This is a genomic window from Epilithonimonas xixisoli (genome assembly GCF_004365655.1).
In the GTDB taxonomy this organism is placed as follows: Bacteria; Bacteroidota; Bacteroidia; order Flavobacteriales; family Weeksellaceae; genus Epilithonimonas; species Epilithonimonas xixisoli.
The window spans coordinates 335,212-351,049 of sequence record NZ_SOEO01000002.1; the positions used below are offsets into that span (position 1 = coordinate 335,212).

14 protein-coding genes are annotated in these 15,838 nt (G+C 37.8%); 6 read left to right on the forward strand and 8 right to left on the reverse strand.

Annotated elements, in window-relative coordinates; genetic code table 11:
• Nucleotides 1-10: 10 nt before the first annotated feature.
• A complete protein-coding gene (locus tag B0I22_RS08865; protein WP_133944302.1) occupies nucleotides 11-481 on the reverse strand; it encodes a hypothetical protein in 471 nt (156 codons plus the stop codon).
• Nucleotides 474-1,358: an ABC transporter ATP-binding protein gene (locus tag B0I22_RS08870; protein ID WP_133944303.1), complete on the reverse strand. Its 885-nt coding sequence runs from the start codon at nucleotides 1,356-1,358 to the stop codon at nucleotides 474-476. The genes B0I22_RS08865 and B0I22_RS08870 overlap by 8 nt, the downstream gene beginning before the upstream one ends.
• A 215-nt stretch (nucleotides 1,359-1,573) precedes the next feature.
• Here B0I22_RS08870 and B0I22_RS08875 point away from each other — a divergent pair, with 215 nt between their 5' ends.
• Nucleotides 1,574-2,008 (forward strand): hypothetical protein, encoded by a 435-nt coding sequence (locus B0I22_RS08875; protein ID WP_133944304.1) that lies wholly within the window; start codon nucleotides 1,574-1,576, stop codon nucleotides 2,006-2,008.
• Between the two features lies 1 nt (nucleotide 2,009).
• On the opposite strand, the gene B0I22_RS08880 is transcribed toward B0I22_RS08875, so the two are convergent.
• Nucleotides 2,010-2,948 carry a YihY/virulence factor BrkB family protein gene (locus B0I22_RS08880; protein WP_133944305.1) on the reverse strand — a complete coding sequence of 313 codons (939 nt, stop codon included), beginning with the start codon at nucleotides 2,946-2,948 and terminating at the stop codon, nucleotides 2,010-2,012.
• Nucleotides 2,949-2,987: 39 nt separating this feature from the next.
• Complete coding sequence (locus tag B0I22_RS08885; protein WP_133944306.1) at nucleotides 2,988-3,506, reverse strand: gamma carbonic anhydrase family protein; 519 nt, start codon at nucleotides 3,504-3,506, stop codon at nucleotides 2,988-2,990.
• Between the two features lie 307 nt (nucleotides 3,507-3,813).
• Here B0I22_RS08885 and B0I22_RS08890 point away from each other — a divergent pair, with 307 nt between their 5' ends.
• From B0I22_RS08890 to B0I22_RS08900, 3 genes are all read left to right on the forward strand, one after another.
• Nucleotides 3,814-4,692 carry a NifU family protein gene (locus B0I22_RS08890; protein WP_133944307.1) on the forward strand — a complete coding sequence of 293 codons (879 nt, stop codon included), beginning with the start codon at nucleotides 3,814-3,816 and terminating at the stop codon, nucleotides 4,690-4,692.
• A gap of 118 nt (nucleotides 4,693-4,810) precedes the next feature.
• Entirely contained in the window at nucleotides 4,811-5,848 is a 1,038-nt protein-coding gene (gene hemH / locus B0I22_RS08895; protein WP_425459593.1) for a ferrochelatase, read from the forward strand.
• Nucleotides 5,849-5,860: 12 nt separating this feature from the next.
• Nucleotides 5,861-6,241 (forward strand): VOC family protein, encoded by a 381-nt coding sequence (locus tag B0I22_RS08900; protein WP_133944309.1) that lies wholly within the window; start codon nucleotides 5,861-5,863, stop codon nucleotides 6,239-6,241.
• Between the two features lie 458 nt (nucleotides 6,242-6,699).
• Here B0I22_RS08900 and B0I22_RS08905 read toward each other — a convergent pair whose 3' ends face one another.
• Entirely contained in the window at nucleotides 6,700-8,103 is a 1,404-nt protein-coding gene (locus B0I22_RS08905; RefSeq protein ID WP_133944310.1) for a T9SS type A sorting domain-containing protein, read from the reverse strand.
• Between the two features lie 124 nt (nucleotides 8,104-8,227).
• Nucleotides 8,228-10,960, reverse strand: a complete 2,733-nt coding sequence (locus tag B0I22_RS08910; RefSeq protein ID WP_133944311.1) for a M16 family metallopeptidase — start codon at nucleotides 10,958-10,960, stop codon at nucleotides 8,228-8,230.
• 99 nt (nucleotides 10,961-11,059) lie between these two features.
• Here B0I22_RS08910 and ruvC point away from each other — a divergent pair, with 99 nt between their 5' ends.
• Together ruvC and B0I22_RS08920 are read left to right on the forward strand one after the other, a co-directional pair.
• Nucleotides 11,060-11,614 carry a crossover junction endodeoxyribonuclease RuvC gene (gene ruvC, locus B0I22_RS08915; protein WP_133944312.1) on the forward strand — a complete coding sequence of 185 codons (555 nt, stop codon included), beginning with the start codon at nucleotides 11,060-11,062 and terminating at the stop codon, nucleotides 11,612-11,614.
• Between the two features lie 121 nt (nucleotides 11,615-11,735).
• Nucleotides 11,736-13,862 (forward strand): helix-turn-helix domain-containing protein, encoded by a 2,127-nt coding sequence (locus tag B0I22_RS08920; protein ID WP_133944313.1) that lies wholly within the window; start codon nucleotides 11,736-11,738, stop codon nucleotides 13,860-13,862.
• A 97-nt stretch (nucleotides 13,863-13,959) separates the two neighbouring features.
• Here B0I22_RS08920 and serS read toward each other — a convergent pair whose 3' ends face one another.
• Together serS and B0I22_RS08930 are read right to left on the reverse strand one after the other, a co-directional pair.
• Nucleotides 13,960-15,228: a serine--tRNA ligase gene (gene serS, locus B0I22_RS08925; protein WP_133944314.1), complete on the reverse strand. Its 1,269-nt coding sequence runs from the start codon at nucleotides 15,226-15,228 to the stop codon at nucleotides 13,960-13,962.
• A gap of 97 nt (nucleotides 15,229-15,325) precedes the next feature.
• Nucleotides 15,326-15,832: a hypothetical protein gene (locus B0I22_RS08930; protein WP_133944315.1), complete on the reverse strand. Its 507-nt coding sequence runs from the start codon at nucleotides 15,830-15,832 to the stop codon at nucleotides 15,326-15,328.
• Nucleotides 15,833-15,838: the final 6 nt, after the last annotated feature.

Genomic DNA, 15,838 nt, shown 5'->3' on the forward strand with positions numbered 1-15,838 from the left:
ACAGTGAAAATCAGAAATGGCCAAAGAAAATTGATGATATTGATGGGCCAAGTTGTGGAGTTCCAAGTCCGTAAAGCGTTCCGAAAAAATAGCCAATTAAAATTCCGGAAAAAACATAGATTGCTATGAGGAAATTAGCCAAAAATCTTCCGAAAAAATAGCCAGATTTGGTAATTGGCGTCGTGTACAACAAGCCGTGAAAATTATAGGCATAATCTTTCTGAATCGCGGTTGCCATAATGCTAATCATCATAATCCCATTGATAAGCACCATAATATTACCACTCATCCCGACAATCAATCTGGCGATTGCCAAAGAGGAATTTTTGGTCAAATTCGAATCTGAGGTTGAAGTGTCAAATGCGCCCGTCGTTCCCAATCCAACGAGTACGCCAAGCGTGAGGAAAACCAAAAAGTAAATCTGCGTACTCCATTTTTTGAAACCGTTCCTGAGTTCAAAAGAGAATAATTCTTTAAACATTGGTTGCCATTTTTTTGGTGATACTTGAGAAATACACGTCTTCCAAGTTGGATTCTACAGGAATAAAATTAGCGTCTGGCTGAGTTTCCGCAAAAACGCGAATCTCCACTTTACCTTCAGAAATATGCGTGGAAATCACTTGGTACTGTTGTTTCGCTACCTCAACTTCGGATTTCTCGATTAGTTTTTTCCAGATTTTTCCTTGGAAATCTTCTATCACACCTTTTGGCGTTCCGTCTAGAATAATATGTCCAGAAGTCAAAACCACTACACGGTTGCACAGATTTTTGACATCATCTACAATATGCGTGGAAAGAATAACGATTGTATTTTCCCCGATTTCACTCAATAGATTATGGAAACGATTTCTTTCCATCGGGTCTAGGCCAGCGGTTGGTTCATCAACAATAATTAATTTTGGATTTCCCAAAAGTGCCTGAGCAATCCCGAAACGTTGTCTCATTCCGCCAGAATATTCGCTGACGTTTCTTTTTCTCGCCTCGAAGAGATTGGTTTGATGAAGCAAGCCTTCAACGATTTCTTTGCGCTCAGATTTATTTGAAATTCCCTTTAGAATGGCAATATGATTGAGAAGTTCCACCGCATTTACCTTCGGATAAAAACCAAAATCTTGTGGAAGATAGCCCAAAACTTTTCGAAGTTCTTCTTTTTGTGTCAAAGCATTGAGGTCTCCCAGAAAAATCTCGCCACTGTCCGGCGCTTGCAAACCTGCGATGGTTCTCATCAATGAAGATTTCCCTGCGCCATTGGGTCCAAGCAAACCGAACATTCCTTTCCCAATCGTGAGATTGATGTTATCCAAAGCCTTCAAACCATTGGCGTAGGTTTTACTAATGTTATTTATTTTCAGTTCCATAGTTTTTTTTTAAGTATTATAATTTTATTAGACGATTATTAACATTATTTGTTACAATTTTCAAAAAAAATTATCGAATACTTATAATTATTAGTCAATTTTAAATTTAATTGTCATATAAAATGCTTAAATCAATTTATTAATAAGAGCGGAAAATTAAATTGTCAAAAAGGATTACAGGTATTATATTTGATGGCTCAATTCAAAATTTAGTTATGAAAAATTTAATTTTACTAAGTCTTGTTTCTGCGTTTGCATTATCGTGTAAACCTACTTATACTGCGGACAATCTTCCAAAACCATTACCGGAAAGACCAAAAGATGATGCTCCCAAGAATGGATTAACGGCAGAAGAATCTAAAGAATTGGAATCCTTAAAAACAAAAATCAAAGCATTAGCAAGCAGTGAAAAATGCAGTAATTCTGACGATTGGAAAACAGTTGGCTTGGGCGTGAAAGCTTGTGGCGGACCAGTTGAATATATCGCTTATTCCATCAAAATAGATGAAAAAAGTTTCTTAGAAAAGATAGATATGTACAATCAAAAATCAATTGAGTACAACAAAAAATACAACCTGATGTCAGATTGTATGTTGGTAATGCAACCGGAAAGTATCGTTTGTGAAAATGATAAACCCGTTTTTAAATAATTTAAATTTCCTGAGGAGCAACTTGCTTTTTTTGTTCCTCAGCATCTCTGTATAGTTTTGCCTTGCTCCAAGTTGCGTGCTTCGATGGAACAATGTTGTGCCCTTTTCGCATAGCATAGACCTTGGTAAATTCTGCCCCGAAGAATATGAGTTGGCAAGAATAATTAATCCACATCATCAAAAGAATCACAGTTCCAGCGGCACCGAAAACTGAAGTTGGTTTTGACATATCAAAGTAAAAACTCATTCCCATTTTCCCAAGGTTGAAGAGCAAAGCCGTTACTATTGCGCCAATCCAAACAGATTTCCATTTGATCTCAACGTCCGGCAATACTTTGAACATCATTGCAAACAAAACCGTCACGACCGCCAATCCTAAAACGAAATTGGTAACTTGAATAATGAAGTAAGTGTCAACTCCAAAATATTTGGTTATCAAACCATTGGCAAGACCAATTACAGATGATAAAACCATACTGATTAACAGCAAAAACGCAATCATCAAAATCATTCCTAAAGAGTTGGCTCTATCAAGAATGAACTTCTGCCAAGCCTTTTTCGGTGTAGCTTCCACGTCCCAAAGATTGTTCAGCGTACTTTGCATTTGGAAAAATAAACTGGTTGCACCAAAAATCAAAGTCGCCACACCCAAAGCTTTCATCCAGAAGTTCTCCTTATCCACCATCGCGCTGGCAATAATATCCTGAATACTTTTCGCACCGTCATAACCCATTATTCCTTGGAGTTGCCGACGGATTTCTCCATTCACAGCTTCTTCGCCAAAAAAATGACTCGTCGTCCAAATGATGATGATCAGCAAACCCGGAAGCGCAAATATTGCATTGTAAGCCATACTTGCACTGTCTTTGGATGCGGACGAGGACGTCCACTCATTGAAAGTGGCCTTTAGAACTTCCCAAAAAGATTTAAGCTTTGTCATAGTTTACATTTCCCTGGAAAATTCAATCTTTGTACCAATCTACTCCTGTTTGTACCAGCTGGAGTATTTAACATAATTATTTGCAATCCTGTCAATCTCGCCTTCAATCAGACTTTGTGAAATATCTTTCACTTTTCTTGCAGGAACGCCAGCCCAAATTTCGCCTTCTTTGATAATCGTATTCGCTGTTACAACCGCACCAGCTGCAACAATAGAATTGCTTTCCACCACGCAATCATCCATCACGATTGCGCCCATTCCTATCAGAACATTGTCTTTAATCGTGCAACCGTGAACAATCGCATTGTGACCAATCGAAACATTATTACCAATCGTGGTCGGACTTTTTTTGTAAGTGCAATGAATCATCGCATTATCTTGGACATTCACTTTATTCCCCATTTTGATGTAATGTACATCGCCTCTCAAAACCGCGTTGTACCAAATGCTACAGTCATCTCCCATCGTCACATCGCCAATGATCACAGCCGTTTCTGCCACAAATGCATTGTCTCCAAACTGTGGTTTTTTCCCTAAAAGTTCTCTTATAATTGCCATCTTATTTTTAAATTTTTTAATTAATATAATTTGGGCGCCTCTATCCGTCCTCCACTCCCAATCTTTTTTGCAGTCAAGTTGCCATTAAATAGACATTAAGTCAAAGCAAAAAAGGATTTCCGTTCAGGCCGGGGCGCAGATTCGTCTTCAATCCACGTTTCGTCATCCGAAACAGCCAAAATCAAACCAATAGAAAAAATCGAATATCCGCAAACCTACTCATAATCAAAACTTAACACAACATTGGGATTCATCGGCTTTTTTGTTCCACCAAATTACGATATTTTTGTAGTTCAATATACTTAAAATGAGAGAAATCATTATAGAACCAACAGAGAATCCAAAAGTGATGAAGTTTGTTACAGACTACAATCTGATTCCCGGATCTTTGGAGCTTGACAGAGAATCTGACATTTCAGAGATTCCGTTGGCACAAGAACTTTTCAATTATCCTTTCGTCAACAGAATTTTTATCACAGCCAATTTTATTGCAGTCGCAAAAGAAGATACAGTCGAATGGGACCACGTTTCCGAAAGCCTGAAAAATATCATCGAGGACGAATTGTTGGCCAACCCAAGGATCTATCTTCAGAAGAAAAAAGAAATGTACCAGATCTATTCTGAGATGACCCCAAATCCAGCGGTGATGAAGTTCATCTCCAGCAAAATGTTGATGGATGGTTTCATTGAGGTAAAGTCCAGGGAAGAAGCAGACGAAGTGCCTTTAGCCAAAGAATTGTACGAAGCTTTTGACTTTGTGAAAGAAGTTTACGTGAGCGACAATTTCGTTGCCGTGACCAGAGACGGTCAGTTTGAGTGGCACGAAATTATGAATCAAGTTCGTTCGTTCATCGCAGAATTTTTGCAAGCTGGAAAAACCATTTCCAACACAGAACCTCACAACCACGAGAATCCAATGTTGAAGATCATCAACAGAGAATATACGAATGATGAGCAAAAGATCAGCGACATTTTGAATGAATATGTTGCGCCAGCCGTAGAAAACGACGGTGGGAAAATCTCGTTGATCGAATATGACCAGGAAAACAAAACGGCAAGAATGTTGCTTCAAGGCGCTTGCAGTGGCTGTCCATCTTCAACAGCAACTCTGAAAAACGGCATTCAAAATATTCTAAAACAATTCGTTCCGGAATTGGTGGAGAATGTGGAAGCTGTGAATGGATAAAATTTATAAATAAGCACTTCGACTCCGCTCAGTGTGATATTGCTAATACTACACTTTCATTAGAAACGTGTCAGTCTGAGCGGAGTCGAAGACTTTTCAAATCATAATAATTTCAATATTGGAAACCAACAATAAAAAAGGAATTCTTCTCGTAAACCTTGGATCGCCGAGATCGACGGACGTAAATGATGTAAAGGAATATCTGGACGAGTTCCTGATGGACGAAAAGGTCATCGATTATCGTTGGTTTTTCCGTGCTCTTTTGGTTCAAGGAATCATCTTGAAAACCCGACCAGCGAAATCTGCCGAAGCTTACAAAACCGTTTGGACCGATGAAGGTTCGCCTTTAATCGTGATCTCCAAACATCTTCAGAAAAGACTTCAGGAAATCGTGGATGTTCCGGTTGGTTTGGGAATGCGTTACGCTGAACCATCCATCAAAACAGGCATTCAGGAATTGGTGGACAAAGGCATTACCGAGATCACTTTATTTCCGCTTTATCCGCAATATGCGATGAGCACCACAGAAACGGTGATCGACAAAGCTGAGGAAGTGAGACTGAAATTCTTTCCTGATATCAAGATCAATTACGTGGAGCCATTTTATGACCGAGAGATCTACATCAATGCATTAGCTGAAAGTATCAGGCAAAAACTTCCTGTGGATTTTGATCTGTTGCAGTTTTCATATCACGGTGTGCCGGAGCGTCATATTTACAAAACCGATCCTACGAACACCTGCAATATGAATACTTGTTGCCAAAAGGAAGACAACCCTTCGCACAAATTCTGCTACAGACACCAATGTTATAAAGTAACCGAATTGGTATGCAAAAAACTAGGATTGCCAAAAGAAAAAGTAATGGTCACCTTCCAGTCCAGATTGGGCAAAGACAAATGGATGGAACCTTATACAGACGCTACTTTGGAAGGTCTTGGCAAAAAAGGCATCAAGAAACTGGCCATCGTTTGTCCTGCTTTCGTTTCTGACTGTTTAGAAACTTTGGAAGAGATCTCTGTGGAAGGTAAGGAAATCTTCCTGCACGGCGGTGGCGAAAGATTTGATTATATTCCCTGTCTGAATGAGGAACAAAGCTGGGTGAATGTTGTGAAAACGCTTTCTGAAGAAAAGCTGAATGATTTTTACTTTCATTAATATTCAAATCAAATGGTTTTCCGATATGCACGACATACACAGAATCTTGAGAAACTGATTTACTTCTACACTTACGTTTTGGAATTTGAAGTGATTGGAAAGTTTGAAGACCACAATGGTTATGATGGTGTCTTCCTTGGGAAAGCTGGTGAGAATTGGCATCTGGAATTCACGCAAGATGGGAACTTGCCGGAGTCTAAGTTTGATGATGATGACATCTTGGTTTTCTATCCGGAAACCTTGGAAGAGTTTCAGAAGATCTTGGCCAATCTTGAACATTTTAAAGTTCCGGCTTTGACGCCCAAGAATCCGTATTGGAAAGAGAACGGAATCTGCTTCGAGGATTGTGATCATTATAAGATCATTGTTTCTGACCTTAGAATTACTAAATAAATCAAACGCGACCTTAATAAATATTGAGGTCGTTTTTTGTCATTTTGACATTAAGCTTTTTTATACTACGTCTATACACTCGCTGTACACTTTCTGTACCTTTCCGTATCCTAAGTGTCTTTTTATTTTTTTGTGAAATAAGGGTGTTTTTTTGTCATTTTGATAATTTATTTAGATGTGCTATTTGTATGCTTCCTATCGGTAAAACTAGTCTTTGGATTTTTTTTCAGAATGACAAATATTGTGGATAATTTCTTTTGGATGTGAAATATTGTTTTACTTAAAAACCCATAGCCCTGATTGTAGTGGAAATCCCACAGCAAGCGATGGGAAAAGCTGGGCGCGAGGAATTGCAACGGAAAGCAGGTTCCCGGCTCCTGAAAATTAATTGTGATATTTGAAAAATAAAAAACCGTCTCAGATTACTGCGACGGTTTTATTTTATATCTAAAATTCTATTAATCTTTGATTATCTTCTTCGTTGTTATGTTTTTATTTTCATCGATAAATCTAACAACATAAACACCTTTGGATAAAGATTTTAAAGATACTTTGTTATCCTTGATATCACTATTTGTGAAAAGTAATCTTTGGTCTACAGAATAAATCTCAACGCTTGCAATCTTTTTATCAGATTTGATGCTCAAGAAATCTACAACCGGATTTGGATAAACCGAGAATGTATTCTTGGAAACATCGTTTACAGATTGCACTGGCGATGCGGAAATTTTGTAAACCCAGAAGTCAAAGTCGCCTTTGTTAGCAGGCAAATCTCTATCCGAGGACATAGATGAACTTGCGACAACGTAACTACCTTCTGAGACCTTAATAATAGAAGCTTTGGAAAAAATATTGTTTGAACCTTCTGCTTTAGAACCGCCAGCCATTTTTCTCCAAACGTAATTTCCAGATTTATCAATTTTAACCAATGTATTATTCATATCCAAAGTTCCCGAAATATTGTCTTGCGAAATGCCCAGCAAAACATAACCATCCGAAACTTCAACAATATCATTTCCGAAACTATTTGGAAGTTGCGACTCGAAAGATTTATTCCATTCAACAACTCCTTGTGCATTAATTTGACTTACAGAATATCCGAAAGTGTCCTTGCCGTTGGTTCCCATCACCATATATTTATTATCACTTGTCAAAATTACCTTTGAAAGCATTTCGTTGGCAATTTCTGTTTGCCAAACAACATTACCTGTATTGCTACTTACTTTATAAATACTTCCACTTACAGTTGCTCCAACATATTCATTACCTGTCTCAATAATGGTTGCAAAGTTGGAACCACTTGTAAATTGTTTTTCCCAAACTACATTTCCTGAGTTATCCAATTTTATAAGTGCTGGTTTAAAATCGATACTTCCTGAAAGCAAATAACTGTTACCTCCAACTTGCTGAATATTGAGAATTAGCGAATTATCTATTTTCTTATCCCAAACGACTTCGCCTATATTATTTAGTTTTAAAATCCATCCAGTATAGATGCCGTTTTTAATGATATAGCCACCAACAATATAGCCACCATCAGAGGTTTGCTGAACACTTTTCCCCAAATCACTATCCACAGTTCCAAAAGTTTTTTGCCATTGCAAATTTCCATTTGAATCCAATTTTACAAGCCAAAAATCCGACTGTCCCATATTAGTGGAAACATCACCATTTGAAGAGCTAGATCTTCCTATGACTACAAATCCACCATCAGAAGTTGGACTGATCTGCTCAGCAAAATCCATACTTGATCCTCCATAGTTTTTGGACCAATCCAAAGTGAAAGTTTGAGCATTAGCATTCCCATAAAACAGAAACACAATAAAACAGAAATACCTAAATAAAATGTTGTTTTTTTTCATAGTTGTAGTTTATAAAAGGGTTATTATATATTATTGATACGATAAAGATAATAAAAATATAAATATGACAATAAAAAAACCGCCCCAGCAATCTGAGACGGTTTTCATTTTTATAGAAAAAATATTATTTCTTGTTGAAATCTCCTGCAAACACAGAAGTCAATTTGTCTTCGCTGATGTATTTTCTAAGAACATCATTCACTTGAGAAACTTTAAGCGCTGATACTTTTGCTTCCAAAGCGTCGTACTCTTCCAAAGGAACGCCGTACTGAAGTTGGCCATTCACCAAGTTCATCAAAGTATTGTCGTTTCCTAAACCTGTTTTTCTTGAGTTCAACCAAGATGTCAAGTTAGATTTGTACTCTTCTTCTGTGAAACCATCTTTCACCGCTTTGTTCACCTCTTCTTTAAGCGCTTTGTTTACAGCGTCTTTCTTAGTTGGATTGTAGAATGCGTACCAGCCCCAAGATGCAACATTGCTTTCGATTGGAATATTCACATAAGATCCTGCACCATAGCTGATTCCTTCTTTCTCACGAAGTCTTGTCGGAATTCTAGCAGTCAAGAAACCACCGCTTCCCAACATTTCGTTTGCAATCACAAGCGCTGGATAATCTGGAGATTTTCTGTCCATAGAGAAAGAGATTTTTCCAACCGCAGCACCATTTTCTTTATCTGGTGTTAGATACTCTTTGTCTTGTTTTTTGGTTGCGAACAATTCTGGTTTGATGTATTCGTATTTAGATTTAGAATCCCATTTCCCGAAAGTGCTTTCCAATAATGCAGTAGCTTCTTTTCCATCTACATCACCTACGATGCTACCAACGCCATTGTTACTTCCCAAAATTTTGTTGTAGAAATCTACAAGCTGGTCTCTCTTAACTTTTTTATTGTTTTCGATTTGCTCTTTAGTAGAATTTGTGTAATAAATACTTTCTTTAGGATAGTTCTGAGTGATTTTTTCGATCTCATTGAATGCGATAGATTGTGGATCATTCAAAGAGCCTTCCAAATATGTGTTGTACTCGTTAACCGTTTTTGCTAATTCAGCTTCTGGGAAAGTAGATTCTGTCAAGATTTCTTTGATCAATCCCATTACTTTTGGCAAGTTTTCTTTGTAAGTACTGAAGTTCACATACAAAGTTTGTCCACCAAATCCGAAGTTTACATTAGACTTCAAACCATCTAGCATATCTTGGATTTGCTCTTTTGTTTTGGATTTAGTTCCAGTTTTTAGAACCTGCGCCATTAGAGAACCAACGTCAGATTTACCGTTCAGATCTTTGTTGTTACTCACTGGGAAACGGAAACTTCCAAGGACTTTTCCTCCTTTGATTTCTTTTTTGATCAAGCCATATTTCATCCCGTTGCTCAACTTGCCTTCAACAAGATTTGCTTTTAGGTTTTTGATGCTCGCTTCGAAAGGCGCTGTTTCTTTTTCAAGAGCTTTACCTTTGTAATTATCTGTAAGCGAAGCAATTTGCTCATTAGAATATTCAACATTCTTCACTCTCACTTCATCTTTTGTAGGGATGAAAACACCAACTGTTCTGTTGTTAACTTTGAAATATTTATCAGCAACTTTTTGAACATCTGCAACAGTCAATTTCTCGATGTTATCTCTATAAAGCATTCCCAATTTGTAACTACCAGCTCCTACGATTTCCGTTAGGTTAATGGCAGATCCAATCGTATTATTCTTAATATTTTCGATTTGCTTAAGGATTTTCGCTTTTGCTCTTGCAACATCTTGCTCTGTATATTTGATAGTTGCCACTTTGTCCAATTCTTTACGGAACTCTGTTTCAGTTGCCTTGATGTCTTTATCAGCTGGAACTTCCAATCCGAAATACATAAAACTCGCATCTCTCACCAATGGCTGATAAGCATAAACAGAAGCCGCTTTTTGAGAATCGATCATTGCTTTGTAAAGATATCCAGAAGGATCAGCAGTCAAGATTTCTTGTAAAGCATCCAAGGCTGCATAATCTTTGTCTGCATAAGGCGCCGTGTGATAAAGAGCTCCAACAACTTTGCTGTCTCCAGCACGCTTCAACTCTACGAAACGCTCACCATCTTGAGGTGGCTCTACTGTGTAAGGTGCTTCCAAGACTCTGCTCGGTTTTGGAATCGTTGAGAAGAACTGAGAGATGTACTCCAACGTTTTCTTCTCATCAAATTTCCCTGCAACGATCAATGTAGCATTGTCTGGCTGATAATATTTTTCATAGAATTTTCTAAGCGTTACTGCTTTTACTCTTTCTACATCTTCTTTACTTCCAATCGTACTGTTTCCGTAGTTGTGCCAAAGATAAGCAGTGGAAACAATTCTCTCCATCAATACACCACTTGGGCTGTTTTCTCCAATTTCGAACTCATTTCTTACAACAGAGAATTCTTTATCAAGATCAGACTGAAGAATCGTTGCATTGATCATTCTGTCAGCTTCCATTTCTAGGAACCATTTCATATTTTCGTCGTTAGACGGGAAAACTTCGTAATAGTTTGTTCTGTCGTACCAAGTTGTTCCGTTGGCATTTCCACCTTTATCAGACAACATTTTTTTGATATCACCTAATTTTTTGGTGCTTTTGAACAACATATGCTCTAGCAAATGTGCCATTCCTTTTTCTCCGTAGCCCTCGTGTTTAGAACCAACATTGTAAACGATATTTACAACTGCGTTGCTTTGGGATGGGTCAGAAAGCAAAAGAACTTTCATTCCGTTGCTTAAGGAATATTCTTTGATGCCTTCTGTGTTACTAATGAATTTTGGAGTTTCAGCTTTTTGAGAATACACGGGCGTATAAATACCCGCATAAAATACGACTGCTGCAGTCAGTAGAAGATTCTTCATGTGATAATAGTTAATTTTAAGTTTCTAAAAATAATAACTTTTTAATTAAAAATATATTGTGCATTCATATTTATGAAAATCTTAACGTAATATTGCCAAATGTTAGTTGAAAAAGTCATTTTAGGTATCGATCCGGGAACAAGCATTATGGGATTTGGAATTATTTCAGTCAAAGGAAATAAGATGGAATTGCTTGCTATGCACGAGTTAATTCTAAAAAAATACGAAAATCACGAGACCAAATTGAAAGTTATTTTTGACAAAACATTGGCCTTGATCGATGAATATCATCCCGACGAAACAGCTTTGGAAGCACCATTTTTCGGTAAGAATGTCCAAAGTATGTTGAAGCTTGGTAGAGCGCAAGGTGTTGCCATTGCCGCCAGTCTTCACAGAAACATTCCCATCACAGAATACTCTCCGAAAAAAGTAAAAATGGCAATCACGGGAAACGGAAATGCCAGCAAAGAACAAGTTGCAGGAATGCTTCAAAATCTATTGAAATTAAAAGAATTTCCCACGAAATACCTGGATGCGTCTGATGGTTTGGCAGTTGCCGTTTGTCATCATTTTAATTCTGGAACTATATCAACCGACAAATCTTACTCAGGCTGGGACAGTTTTCTAAAACAGAATCCGGATAGGATTAAATAGTGGATTGAATTTTATTTTTTTGTCAGGCTGAGGTTCTCGAAGCCTTTTTATTAAATATCTCATCTATTTTCTTGTTTCTTATCCCTTGATTCTTGTCTTCTGATTTTCTATCTTTGAATCGATGAATAATTCTCTTTTCGAAATCGTAGAACACACCAACCGCAGCATTTTTCTCACCGGAAAAGCAGGAACAGGGAAGACTACATTTCTAAACGACTTTGTAAAAAAAACCAAGAAAAAACACATTGTAGTTGCGCCGACAGGGATTGCGGCCATCAATGCTGGTGGCGTTACGATCCATTCGATGTTTGGATTGCCACTCAGAACTTTTCTCCCGACTACAGAAAGAATTGATCAAAATCTCGGAAACAATATTCCGGATCTGATGGTTCATTTCAAATACCGAAAAGACAAACTGAAACTTCTCCGCGAAATCGAAATTATCATTATAGATGAAGCGTCGATGTTGCGTTCTGACGTTTTGGATATGATGGATTTTTCACTGAGACACGTTCGCAGAAATCAGCAGAAGTTCGGTGGAGTTCAGATGTTATTTATCGGTGACCTTTACCAGTTGCCTCCGGTTGTGAGAGACGAATATATCTTGGCAATGTACTATTCTTCGCCGTTTTTCTTTCACGCCAAAGCTTTGGAAGGCAGTAATTTCATCACTTTGGAATTGACGAAAGTTTACCGACAAACCGACGAACATTTCCTCGAAATCCTCAACGCTATCCGAGACGGAATTACCGAAGACATCGACTTCGAAACTTTGAACGAAAGGTATCAGCCAGACTTTGACCCAAAGGATGAAGCTTACGTCTATCTCTGTTCGCACAACAAAATGGCGGACGATATTAATCAAAAAAAAATAAAAGAACTTGGAGGAAGAGCGCATTCTTATACGGCCGATGTGAAAGGTGATTTCAAGGAAACGCAATATCCTAATGATGAGGTTTTGGAATTGAAGATTGGAGCGCAAATTATGTTCATCCGAAATGACACTTCACCAGACAAAAAATATTACAACGGAAAATTAGCACAAATTTCTTATCTCGATGAAGATGAAATCTCCGTAATCCTCGATGGAAGCGAAGAAGAAATCACTTTAAAAGCAGAAACTTGGGAACAGAAAAAATATTCTTTGGATGATGAAAAGAACATCAAAGAAGAAGTTTTAGGAAGTTTCAAACAGTTTCCGATTCGGCTCGCTTGGGCTGTTACGATTCATAAAAGTCAAGGTTTGACGTTTGACCGATTGATTATTGATGCCGGGAAAAGTTTTGCTTCCGGACAGGTTTACGTGGCGCTTTCCCGTTGTCGAACTTTAGAAGGAATTGTTTTGAAATCGAAGATTACGCCTGAAGTTATTTTCTCTGACAAACGGGTTTCGAAGTTTCAAGATGAGACGCACGCTAATTCGAAAATTGAGGAAATTCTTAATTCTGAAAAGTACGATTACAGCATACAGAAAGTCATTAGAAGAATCGATTGTGTGTGGTTTGTTTCCGCTTTGGAAAGCTGGATGGTGATGACCCGAAGCAGCAAATCCATTGACAAAGACCAATCGCAAAAGCTTTACATCACTTTAAAATCCGAAATAGAAAATCTGACATCTATCTTCCAGAAATTTGAAAGAATCTTACTTCAGAAAACCCAAAAATTCCTGAAAGGTGAAGAGGAATGGCAAGAAGTTGAGGTCAAAGCAAAAGGCGCTGTCAATTTCTTTTTTTCTAATGTCAACGAGAAAGTTTTTTCGCCGCTTAAAGATTTTTATTCTGAGACGAAAGGTGTCAAAGGACTAAAAGCATTCAATGAAGATTTTCGTGTTTGGTTGGATGATCTGGAGGAATATTTGAAAGATCTGAAAGACGTTCATCTTTTGGAAACCCCATTGTTTGACAAGGAAAAAGATGCAGTCATCTCAATGTCCATCAACAAAGTTCCGACGCACGTTTTGACCTACCAATTGTTCCAAGACGGAAAAACCATTTCGGAAATTGCGAGAGAACGAGGCTTGGTCAATTCTACAATTTTTGGACATTTATCCAAATATGCTGAGCAGAATTTGCTTGATAAAAGCGACTTATTGAGAATCTATCCAAAGGAAAAAGTAAATGCTTTTGAAAAAGTTTTCAAGCAAAGTCCGAAAGAGAACATCAATGATTGGAAAGCTGCCTTGCCTGCGGATTTTGATTATGGAGAGATTCGCTTGATTTGGAATTATTATTTGAATTTGAAGAAGTAGTTTTAAACATAAAGCTGACGAACTTACGGTTAGAATTATCTAAATAAAAAAGTCGCAAATTTTACTTTGCGACTTTCATTTTATTATAGAATTTGAATTAATTAATCAATTCAAATCTTGCATATTCTGCGATTTTCTTTGGTAATTTGATTCCTTCTTCTGTTTGGTTGTTTTCTAACAAAGCGGCCATAATTCTTGGCAAAGCCATTGCAGAACCATTCAGTGTGTGAACCAATTGCGATTTTCCGTCCGCTTTGTAACGGCATTTCAAACGGTTGGCCTGGAACGTTTCGAAGTTGGAAACAGAACTTACTTCCAACCATTTTTCCTGCGCTGCACTCCAAACTTCGAAGTCATAAGTCATTGCCGCGGCAAAACCTGTGTCGCCACCGCAAAGTCTCAAGATTCTGTAAGGCAATTCCAAATCTTCCAAAATGGATTTGATATGTTCTACCATTTCTTCCAAAACGGCGTAAGAATTTTCAGGTTTTTCAAGCCTTACAATCTCCACTTTTTCGAATTGGTGAAGTCTGTTCAAACCTCTCACGTGCGCGCCATAACTTCCAGCTTCTCTTCTGTAGCATTGAGAAAACGCCGTATTTTTTATTGGCAAATCCTTTTCATCCAACAAAACATCGCGGTAAAGATTCGTAACCGGAACTTCCGCCGTTGGAATCAAATATAAATCATCTGCATTGATGTAGTACATTTGTCCTTCTTTATCGGGCAATTGTCCAGTTCCGTAGCCAGAAGCTTCGTTCACAACGTGTGGCGGATTTACTTCCAGATAACCTGCGTCAACATTCTTATCCAAGAAATATTGAACCAAAGCTCTTTGCAATCTTGCACCTTTCCCGAAATAAACAGGAAAACCAGCGCCAGCAATTTTAACGCCCAATTCGAAGTCAATCAAATTGTATTTTTTCGCCAATTCCCAATGTGGAATTGCGCCTTCGCCAAGACCTTCTACCGTTGTAGATTCGTAAATAATCTCGTTATCATCGGCAGAAACTCCGGCAACAACTTTCTCGTACGGAATGTTCGGGATTTGATAAAGAATATTGAGAAGAGTTTTCTCAGATTCATTCAATTGGTTTTGCAATTCTTTGCTGGATTCTTTGAACTGCGAAGTTTTGGATTTTGCAACTTCAGCTTCCTCTTTTTTTCCGTCTTTCATCAAGATTCCGATTTCTTTCGAAATTTTGTTAATTTCGGAAAGTTGTGAGTCTAGCTCAAACTGTAATCTTTTTCTTTCGTCGTCAGCGTTGATTGCTTGATCGACCAAATCTAATTCCTTGAAGCTTCTTTTCTTCAAGCCTTCCAAAACGCGCTCTTTGTTCTCGCGCAAAAAATTAACCTGTAACATTATTGTTGGGTGTTAGGTGTTTGATGTTGGGTGTTGTAGCGGAACTTCCATCATCCAGCTTCCATCACCCAACAGAACTTTTGCAAATTTAAGGATTTTATTTCACGATTGTGACAATGTTTGGTTGTCCTTGAGTTTTTGTAAATTTCAAATCGCCATTGTACCAAAGTTTCGAGATTTGAAACAATGATGGTGTGGATTTGTACTCAATTTTAATGGTATCATCAACATTTGTCACTACTGAGTTTTGAGTTCTTGATAATCTTAAAACAAATTGAGAATAATAAGTTTGTTCATTATCATTGCTCAAAGAATCGATTTTCAAACGAATTGCACCAGCGGGATAATCCAGATATGTGATTGTGTCAGAATCTTTCAACAAGCTAAATCCAGAAACAGGAGTCAAATCCCGTTCGCCCAAAATATCAAGTAGAGCAACATTCGTAAAAGACCCATCAATTCTAGGATTCAACAAATCCGGATTGGAGGAACTCTTCATATAAAGTTTCAAAACCTGGTCTATGGTTTGCGTCTCCGTCTCGTCTCCTTGGCAAGAGAAAAGGAGCAAAATAGCGGATAAAATTGTGAATATCTTGAGTCTCATCTTTGC